General features: G+C 55.2%; 6 protein-coding genes. All 6 read right to left on the reverse strand.

The annotated features are described in order from the left end of the window. Window positions 1-92: 92 nt before the first annotated feature. Window positions 93-887 carry an AraC family transcriptional regulator gene (locus N0M98_RS16075; RefSeq protein ID WP_259618530.1) on the reverse strand — a complete coding sequence of 265 codons (795 nt, stop codon included), beginning with the start codon at window positions 885-887 and terminating at the stop codon, window positions 93-95. Between the two features lie 456 nt (window positions 888-1343). Next, window positions 1344-2177: a sugar phosphate isomerase/epimerase family protein gene (locus tag N0M98_RS16080; protein ID WP_259618531.1), complete on the reverse strand. Its 834-nt coding sequence runs from the start codon at window positions 2175-2177 to the stop codon at window positions 1344-1346. A 79-nt stretch (window positions 2178-2256) separates the two neighbouring features. Then, window positions 2257-3417, reverse strand: a complete 1161-nt coding sequence (locus tag N0M98_RS16085) for a dihydrodipicolinate synthase family protein (protein ID WP_249864297.1) — start codon at window positions 3415-3417, stop codon at window positions 2257-2259. A gap of 12 nt (window positions 3418-3429) precedes the next feature. Continuing rightward, entirely contained in the window at window positions 3430-4620 is a 1191-nt protein-coding gene (locus tag N0M98_RS16090; protein WP_249864298.1) for a Gfo/Idh/MocA family protein, read from the reverse strand. A 322-nt stretch (window positions 4621-4942) separates the two neighbouring features. Beyond that, window positions 4943-6433 (reverse strand): L-arabinose isomerase, encoded by a 1491-nt coding sequence (araA, locus tag N0M98_RS16095; protein ID WP_259618532.1) that lies wholly within the window; start codon window positions 6431-6433, stop codon window positions 4943-4945. A gap of 1146 nt (window positions 6434-7579) precedes the next feature. Further along, window positions 7580-7959: transposase (locus N0M98_RS16100; RefSeq protein WP_259618533.1), on the reverse strand; the 380-nt coding region annotated here is incomplete at its 5' end.

A 7959-nucleotide genomic window follows, 5' to 3' on the forward strand; every position in this document is an offset into this window, starting at 1 on the left:
ATCGTTATTGTTCTCCTATCAGACGCTTTTATGCGAAGCCGGCGTGAATGCCCCACTTTTTTGGAAAGCGGTTTCACAACGACATTATTCTGTTATTCGGCCGTCGTCTGATGCTGCTGGCGGTATTTATTCGGCGACATGCTCATCGCCATCTTAAATGCCCGGTAAAACGTCGGCAGCGACTCATAGCCCACCTCGAAACAGATCGACACGATATCCTTGTCCGATTCCGCAAGCAGTTTTTTGGCCAGCGCCATCCTGACTTCCGTCAAGTACTGCATCGGGGTCATTTGATATTCTTTTTTGAAAATTTTGTTCATCTGGCGAATGCTGATTCCGAGCTTCCCGGAAAGCTCTTCGGAAGTGATCGAATCATAATAATGCAAATCGATATAATTGCGTATCCGCTCGGCCCTTAGGCCGTTCGCGTCCTGAACCTGCCTGGACTGCTTGGCCCGCACCAGCAGCAGATAAATATCCTGAAGCAGGTTATGCATAGCCCAACCGCTGAGCGGGTCGGCCTGCTTTTGCTCGAACAGCAGCTTGCGCAGCAGCAGCCGCATCTCGCTGGCTTGGAACGAATTCAGCTTCAGATGCTCCGAACGCGAATACAAATACGGCTTCCAACGCTCGTATAAGCCGTCCTGCCCCGCCGGATCGTCGAACGCCAGCACCAGCAGCGTCAAGTGGGAATCGGAAGAGACGGCATGCTCCGAATAAGGTACGATAAAAGCGGCGTTGTCCTGCGCAAAATCATGCTGCTGTCCGTCCAGCCATATGCTGCCCTGCCCTTCGATCGCATATAAAATTTGCACGCTGTCGTGATGATGAATTTTCACTTCGTAGCTTTCCGTATGTTTGCTTTCGTAGAGATGAATCCCATTCATAATCCGGACCGCCTTGAGAGCGTATTCAAACGGTCTTGAATCGGGCACGCGCCCGGCTGCCGTTTGTTTCCCTATTTTACCTTGTTTCCCTTATCGCAACAACCCGGCAGACGACAAACCCCCGAATCCGAAGATCCGGGGGCCGATCCATCCGCTATGCCGCAGCCTATTTCACTCTTCTTAAGCGGGGGCCGGACTTTCTCCCCCACCAGCCGAAAATTTTGCGTTTCACTGATGCGGAAGCCTTCTTCCGGCTTTCCGCAATGCCGCCGTCCCGCATCTCGTCCTGTGCGCTATCATCGGGCCAATAATAATGACATACGAAATCCGCATCCATAAGCCGACACCGCCTTCTTCAAAATGAAGAGATCATAACTGTTCGAGAACTCGCCGTCTTCTTCATGAGGACTGTTGCTTTAAGCGGGACAGGCAGACGGCCGAGCCGGTTGCCTATAATCAGACATGCTCCAAATAACGCTGCTTCATAAGCGCCAACGATTCGTCGCCCGGCATATCCCATATGGTCTGATTAAAAATCTCCACCTCGATCGGGCCGAGATAACCGGCCGTCTCTACGGCTTGGCGGATGCGCCGGAAGTCGATTACGCCATCGCCCATCATTCCCCGTCCCATCAGCAAATCGGGTACCGGCACGAGCCAGTCGGAGACGTGGAAGCCGAGAATCCGGCCGCTTGCTCTGGCGATTTGCGCGTATAAATCGGGGTCCCACCATACATGGAACACGTCTACGACTACGCCGACTTGATCGGGCTTATACCGCTCCGCAATGGTATTGGCCTGCGCCAACGTATTGATAACGGAACGCTCAGCCGCATACATCGGGTGCAGCGGCTCGATGCCCAGCTTGACGCCGCAAGACTCCGCATAAGGCATCAGCTGCTCGATGCCGTCCTCGACCATCCGCCGCGCGGCGGCGATATCCTTGTCGGGCGCAGGCCCGCATACGAGCACAAGCACGTCGGCGCCCAGCTCGGCCGCTTCGTCGACAGCCCGGCGGTTATCATCGATGCGCGCCTGGCGTTCGGCCGCCGTAGCCGCCGGAAACATTCCGCCGCGGCACAGGCTGGACACGCGCAGCCCGGCATCCTGCACGAGCCGCTTGCTCTCCGCCAGCCCCGCTTCGGCTACCTTGTGACGCCATAAGGCAATCCAGGGCACCTCCGCCCGCGCGCAGCCTTCTACCGCTTCGCGCAGGCTCCAGCGGTCGGTCGTAATTTGGTTTAAGCTTAATCGTTCTATCGATTGCAATGGCTGTGCATGCTCTGCCATCCGTCATTCCCTCCCGTGAACATATTATATAGAAACATTGGCTTTTGGGGTCGGCCCCTCCTACCAGATAATGGAATACTTACAGCCCGGCAAGCTTCAATACATGACGCATCCGTTCCGCAGCGCGGTCCGGATCGGTCAGCAGCCCCGCTTTGTCCGCCAATACGAACAATTCGGCCAAATGAACGATCGATCGGGCTCCCTCCGCTCCGCCGATCATCCGGAAATGGTTCTGATGGCCGTTCAAATATGCCATAAAGACGATCCCGGTTTTATACGCATAGGTCGGCTTCTGGAATATATGCCGCGACAGCGCGACCGTCGGCTCCAGAAGCGCGCTATAGCGCGTCTCGTCGCCGTTGTCGAGAGCATGGATCGCCGCGGCCGCCGCTGGAGCGATCGCATCGAATATGCCGAGCAGCGCATGGCTGAAGCCCTGCTCGTCCCCGCGAATCAGCGCCGGATAATTGAAATCGTCTCCGGTATACATCTTTACGCTTTCCGGCAGAAGACGGCGCATCCGAATTTCTTTCTCGTCGTCCAGCAGCGATATTTTGATCCCGTCCACTTTGTCGGCATGGGCTCGAATGACCCGCAGGCATACGTCCATCGCCGCATCGACATCCCGTTCGCCCCAATAACCGGCGAGCGCAGGGTCGAACATATCCCCGAGCCAATGCAGAATGACCGGCTGCTTCACCTGGCTCAAGATGCGACCGTATACGCGCTCGTAGTCTTCCGGACTTTGGGCGCATGCAGCCAATGCCCGGCTGGCCATAAGAATAACCTGGCCGCCTTGGCCTTCCACAAAGCCGACCTGTTCTTCATAAGCCTGCTCCACCTGTTCCAGCGTCACCTGCGGACCCGGAGCCAAGTGATCCGTTCCCGCCCCGCTGGCAATCCGCCCGCCGACCGATTTGGCTTCGGTAATCGAGCGGCTGATCAGCTCCTTGGCTCTCGCCCAATCAAGCCCCATTCCGCGCTGGGCGGTATCCATCGCTTCGGCGACGCCCAGCCCGAGCGACCATAAATGACGGCGGTAAGCAAGCGTACCGTCCCAATCGATCTGCGCGTGATTCAGCGGGTCCGCGTCGGCAAACGGGTCGCATACGACATGGGCCGCCGAGAAGGCGATCCGGCTTTGCAGAGGCTTATCCGGCAGCTCGATCACCGCGGATTGCCCCGGGGTGTAGGAGTACAAAGCGCCTCCGGCGCGGGGCAGCTTCAATTCCTGGCTCATCGCGCTCCCTCCTTATCCTTTGGCCGAAGCGATAGGTTGCCCGGATACTTCAGGCAGCTTCAGCTCCGGAACGTCCAGCCAGCGGCGCTCATCCCACGAACGCAAGCCAAGCTCCGCAAGCTGCGTACCCTTCGCCCCTTCAAGCAGGTCCCAAGGAAACGGCGAATCGGTGACGATATGCTTCAGGAACAATTCCCACTGTATTTTAAAGCCGTTGTCGAACAGCTGGTTATCCGGCACTTCCTGCCACTGCTCCATGAACCGGAACGGATTCGGTATATCCGGATTCCATACCGGCTTCGGCGTATTGATGCGATGCTGAGCTTTACAATCGCGCAGGCCCGCTACCGCGCTGCCTTCCGTGCCGTCCACCTGAATCGTAAGCAAATCGTCCCGGTTCACTCTGACCGCCCAGGAAGAGTTCGCTTGGACGATAATGCCGCCCTCCAATTCGAAGGTGGCGTATGCCGCATCGTCGGCGGTGCATTCATACGCGTTGCCCTGCTCGTCCACACGTTCAGGAATATGCGTAACGCCAAGGCAAGAAACCGACCGGACTTCGCCGAACAGGTTGTCGAGCACATATCTCCAATGAGCGAACATATCGACGATAATGCCGCCGCCGTCTTCTTTGCGATAGTTCCAGGACGGACGCTGCGCCTGCTGCCAGTCGCCTTCGAACACCCAGTAACCGAATTCCATGCGGACGGATAAAATTTGGCCGAAGAAGCCTGAATCGACCAGACGCTTCAGCTTAAGCAGACCCGGGAGGAACAGCTTATCCTGCACGACCCCGTTCTTCAGCCCCGCTTGACGGACAAGAGCCGCCAGCTCCAGCGATTCCTCAAGATTCGTCGCCGTCGGCTTCTCGCAATAAATATGCTTCCCTGCGGCAATCGCTTTGCGGATGCTCTCTGCGCGATGCACCGTCGTCTGCGAATCGAAGTAGATCGTATTATTTGAATCGGCCAGGCAAGCTTCAAGATCCGTGCTCCAGCGAGTCAAGCCATGCGCCTCTGCCAACGCTTTCAATTTATGCTCCTGACGGCCTACCAAAATCGGATCGGGCATGATCACATCCCCGTTCGCCAGAGCTACGCCCCCCTGCTTGCGGATCGCAAGAATCGAGCGGATCAAGTGTTGATTCGTTCCCATTCGTCCTGTAACGCCATTCATAATAATTCCTACGTTATGCACTGCCATGCGACAATCCCCTTTCGTGATTACGAAGTAATTGCGTACCCTACTCTCATACTAGCCGCAGGAAGCCGGTTTCGTCTTATCACATTGAGAACCTCATTCTAACTATCGGAACCAAAAGTACGGTAAAAAAAATCCGCAGCAGTGTCCGTTCGATGCCTTCCTTAGTGAAACCCGCAGCCACTTTAGCCGGAGCAAAAAGCCCTCTGCCGCAGCTAGCGGACAGAGGGCCGTTCCAGGGCCGGCTCTCTCTAATCGAGAGCTTCGGACCCGGTGCGCCGTGAAGAAGCGGCAGCTTAAGCTAAAGCTTCCGCCGACGGCGATATTAACGAAGGCGATAATACATATCGTTCCATCTTAGTTCATTGCGCAATGCAGCGATCGTAGTGTTGTTGTCGATCAGCACGCATTCGATGCCCGTCAGCTCCGCCCAGTCGGCCAGCTGCTCCGGCGTCACCACATGGGAGAAGACGGTATGATGGGCTCCGCCGGCGTGAATCCAAGCTTCGGCCGCAAGGCTGAGCGACGGCTGCGGCTTCCACAGCACGCGAGCGACCGGCAGCTTAGGCAGAGTGCGTTCCGGCTTCACCGCGTCGACGACATTGACGACGAGCCGGAAGCGGTTGCCCATATCGATGATCGAGGCGTTGAGCGCCGCTCCCTCGCCGCCGTCGAACACCAATCGCGCAGGATCGGCCTTGCCGCCGATGGACAGCGGATGCACCTCGATTCTCGGGCGCGTCGCCGCCACGGTCGGACACACCTCCAGCATATGAGAACCGAGCACCAATTCATTGCCGGGCTCAAAATGATACGTATAATCTTCCATAAACGACGTGCCTACGTTGGAGGCGATCAGCTTCATCGTGCGCACCAGGGCCGCCGTCTTCCAGTCGCCCTCCCCGCCGAAACCGTAGCCTGCCCCCATCAGCCGCTGCACCGCCAGCCCGGGGAGCTGCTTCATACCGTGCAAATCTTCGAACGTAGTCGTAAAAGCCCCGAAGCCGCCTTCCTCCAGAAACGCCCTCATGCCCAGCTCGATGCGGGCCTGCTCCAGAATCGCTTCGCGGACGGGACCGGACTCGCGACCTTCCGGCGCGATGTCGTACAGATCGGTATATTCCTCGAACAGCCGGTTTACTTCCTGCTCCGATATGTCGTTCATCCGCTGAACCAGATCTCCGATGCCGTAGCCGTTGACCGCCCACCCGAATTTGATTTGCGCTTCGACCTTATCTCCATCGGTCACGGCCACTTGACGCATATTGTCGCCGAAGCGGGCTACCTTCAGATTGCGCCCCTCCGTGAAGGCGACGGCGGTGTTCATCCAGCCTCCGATGCGGCGGCGTACCTCCCCATCCTCCCAATAGCCTACGACGACCTTGCGCGCGATGCCCATCCGCGCTCCGATAAAGCCGTATTCGCGGTCGCCGTGCGCCGATTGATTCAAATTCATAAAATCCATATCGATGCTGTCCCACGGAATGTCCCGGTTGTACTGCGTATGCAGATGAAGCAGCGGCTTGCGCAGCTCGGACAGCCCGGCGATCCACATCTTGGCCGGCGAGAACGTATGCATCCACGTAATAATGCCCGCGCAGGTATCGTCCGAGTTCGCTTCAATGCACAGCGAGCGGATCGCTTCCGGCGTCGTCAGCACCGGCTTGAATTCCACTTGGAACGGAATCGCCGCGTCCCTATCGAGTCCTTCCGCGATCCGTTTGGAATGCTCATCCACTTCCCTCAGCGTCTCCGGCCCGTATAAATGCTGACTGCCCGTAACAAACCAGAATACGTACGGCTTCGTTATAATCATCGATAATGCCTCCCGTTTTTATATTTGTTTAGAAGAGCGGTGAAAAAGTCCGCTGCGGCGTCCATTTGATCCTCCAATCGCTGTTGAAAACGGATTCTTTGGATGTTTTTTCGTTTTTCTGTGGAGAGAATCCGTTTTCAAAGGCGAACGCTTACGCTTTTCCAGATTCAAATGGCCCCTCCGCTCTTTTTTCACCAGGCTTTTAAAAGTATGGTGAAATCATCTGCTGCGGTGCCCGTTTGGTCTTCCAATCTTTGTTTGAAATCCAGCTTCAAGCGGCCCCCCTCCGCTCTTTTTTCACAGGGCTTTACAAGTGTGTTCACGGCGTTTAAATCATTCAAGGAACACGAATGACTTTAACGGCGTTCGGAATCCGGTATCTCATTTCCTCTTCATGCTCTAACGTACCCGTTTAGACAATAGCTTGGCTGCAGGCCAGATTTTCATTGCGAAAATGGCGTTTTCAAACACTTCCCCAACCGTCTTTCTCCGAAGCGGGTAAGCGCTCGAACGGTCAGGAAGAAAGCTGCAGGGGGTGTAAGCCTCCGGAACCGCGCCATCGAATAGTTTTTTTTAAATCTAACGGACACCAGGGAGCTAAATTCGTCGCAAACAGACGTTTTTGAAGCGTAACGGACGTCATCGCGCTTACATAGCTCCGAATCGCTTTCTATGGAAGATTTTCCAAATAATAGCTGCATCTGTGTCCGTTAGAAATCCAAAATGGCCGATAGGGTTGATATAACGGCGGCAGTGTCCGTTACATCCGATCGCTGATATGAACGAGACTTGTCAATAGGCAGTTTGTAACTCCCCTTGGTTTTCCCTTACCCCTTTTCATACAAGAGGGGTGAACAAGCTGAACTAGAAGGCAAAAGCTATCAACGGTGAGCAGTCTGATATTCGCGGGTTCGGATATACCGCATGTTTTCTCTCCGTCTATAGAGAGTGGCACCACGAACTGTTGTCGTGCATCTTTCCCTTTTAGGGTTGGCACATAGCGATTACGTGGATTCTCCCTTACGGCTTTTCCCTTTGCCTTCTAACTCAGCTTTTCATCTCCACTTGCATTGGAGGGGGCATGGGATTACCTTGAATCAACAAAATTGAACTTTGATATAACAAGCGTCCTGTAAAACAGGCGATTCATCCATGTATTCTTTTTTCTTCAAGTTCTCTGGCAATCGACCAAATAAATCCACTTAATTCTCGCGCCACGGCCACAACTGCTTTGCCACTTGGCTTCCCCTTTGACAGCATTTTCGTATATTTTCGATGTAGTCGATGCTGTGCCTTCCAGGATATGGCCTGTATTTCAGGCGATTTTCCTTGTTGACGTTTCTTTAACTCTCCTTTCAACGCAGGTGTATAGCGATAACTCCAAGCGGATTCGACCAGCAAACGGCGAAGGTGGGTATTCCCTGATTTCGTAATACTTCCCTGCCATCGGCTTTGACCACTTGAGTATTCCCGCGGCACCAAACCTGTGTACCCCATAAAAGCCTTCGCATTTCCAAACCGGGTAA

Origin of the sequence: Paenibacillus doosanensis (assembly GCF_025060755.1) — a bacterium.
Classification (GTDB): domain Bacteria; phylum Bacillota; class Bacilli; order Paenibacillales; family NBRC-103111; genus Paenibacillus_S; species Paenibacillus_S doosanensis.

Bases quoted from the DNA above. Each gene is read 5' to 3' on its own strand.
- N0M98_RS16075 (WP_259618530.1), bottom strand. From the start codon at position 887: ATGAATGGGATTCATCTCTACGAAAGCAAACATACGGAAAGCTACGAA.
- N0M98_RS16085 (WP_249864297.1), bottom strand. From the start codon at position 3,417: ATGAGCCAGGAATTGAAGCTGCCCCGCGCCGGAGGCGCTTTGTACTCC.
- N0M98_RS16090 (WP_249864298.1), bottom strand. From the start codon at position 4,620: ATGGCAGTGCATAACGTAGGAATTATTATGAATGGCGTTACAGGACGA.
- N0M98_RS16080 (WP_259618531.1), bottom strand. From the start codon at position 2,177: ATGGCAGAGCATGCACAGCCATTGCAATCGATAGAACGATTAAGCTTA.
- araA (WP_259618532.1), bottom strand. From the start codon at position 6,433: ATGATTATAACGAAGCCGTACGTATTCTGGTTTGTTACGGGCAGTCAG.